This is a genomic window from Kitasatospora sp. NPDC059571 (assembly GCF_042735675.1).
Classification (GTDB): Bacteria; Actinomycetota; Actinomycetes; order Streptomycetales; family Streptomycetaceae; genus Kitasatospora.
Genome location: NZ_JBHWBW010000858.1, coordinates 1 through 1189 on the forward strand (window position 1 = coordinate 1; position 1189 = coordinate 1189).

Genomic DNA, 1189 nt, shown 5'->3' on the forward strand with positions numbered 1-1189 from the left:
CACCTGTGCCGGGGCCCGGGCCGCGCCGCTCCCGGCGTCCTGTGCGTCACTCGGTGCGCAGCGCCGTGACCGTCCGGGCGCGTGCGGCGCGGGTGGCGGGCAGCAGCGCGCCGAGGGCGGCGATCAGCAGGCCGCCCGCGCCCAGCAGGACGAGTTCCGCCGCCGGGTAGACGTGCAGCGCTGCCGCGGGGAAGGTCAGCCCGGCGCTGCGGGCCATCGCCGGGGCGGTGATGCGGTGCAGCGCCACGCCCGCGAGCAGTCCGACGGCGCCGCCGCCGAGACCGCCCGGGGTGACCGAGGCCATGACCATCGCGACGGTCTGGCGGGGCGTCATGCCGAGTGCCTTGGCGGTGCCGATCTCCCGGACGCGTTCGTGCACGTCGAGGGCGACGGTGTTGAGCACCCCCAGGCCCGCCACCGCGACCAGCATCAGGGTGAGCAGGGCGGTCAGCGTGTCCAGCGCGGCGATCACATCGCTCGAACCGGCGGCCCGGCCGCTCTCGACGGTGATGCCGAGCGGTGCGAGCTCCCCGCGGAGTGCGCCGAGGTACCGGGCCACGTCGGTGCCGTGCTGCACCGTGATGTAGTAGCTCCGCGGCGGCAGGTCGGTGAAGGCCGCGCCGTCGGTGAGGACTTCGTTGGTCTGGGTGTGCGGGTCGAAGACCTCGCCGACGATCCGGACGGGGACCTCCCGGCCGTGGTCCTCCAGCCGGACGGTGTCCCCGATCCGCGCGCCGGCCGCGGCCAGGAAGGTGGACGGGGCGACGGCCTCGCCCGGGCCCCGGAACCAGCGTCCGGCGGTCATCCGGTAGCCGGCCGCGGAGGCGTCGCCCTTGAAGGCGAAGACCCTGGTGGTGCCGGGCACACCCGGGACGGTCAGCTCCGCCTGTCCGATGCCGTAGTACGCCCCCGTCCCCGCCCGGCCGGCCAGTGCCCGGTCGACGGCGGCGGCCAGGGCGGCGGGATCGCCGGTGCCCGCGGGTGCGTCCGGCGGCGGGACGAGGCGCACGGCCACGTCGACGGAGTCGTGCTCCTTCGCCTGCTGCACCCAGTTCGTGGTGCCGGCGATGCCCACGGCGAAGGTGGTGGCGGCGGTGCCGAAGACGATCGCCGCGACCATCCCGGCCGCCCGCGCCGGGCGGGCGAACGGCAGCGCCAGACCGAGGCCGGCCGGCCGGGGGAGCGGGAG

Annotated in this window: 1 protein-coding gene; it reads right to left on the reverse strand. The window is 76.8% G+C overall.

Going from position 1 to position 1189, the window contains the following annotated elements; translation table 11 throughout:
* Nucleotides 1-46: 46 nt before the first annotated feature.
* Nucleotides 47-1189: ABC transporter permease (locus ACFV0G_RS39575; protein WP_380558849.1), on the reverse strand; the 1143-nt coding region annotated here is incomplete at its 5' end.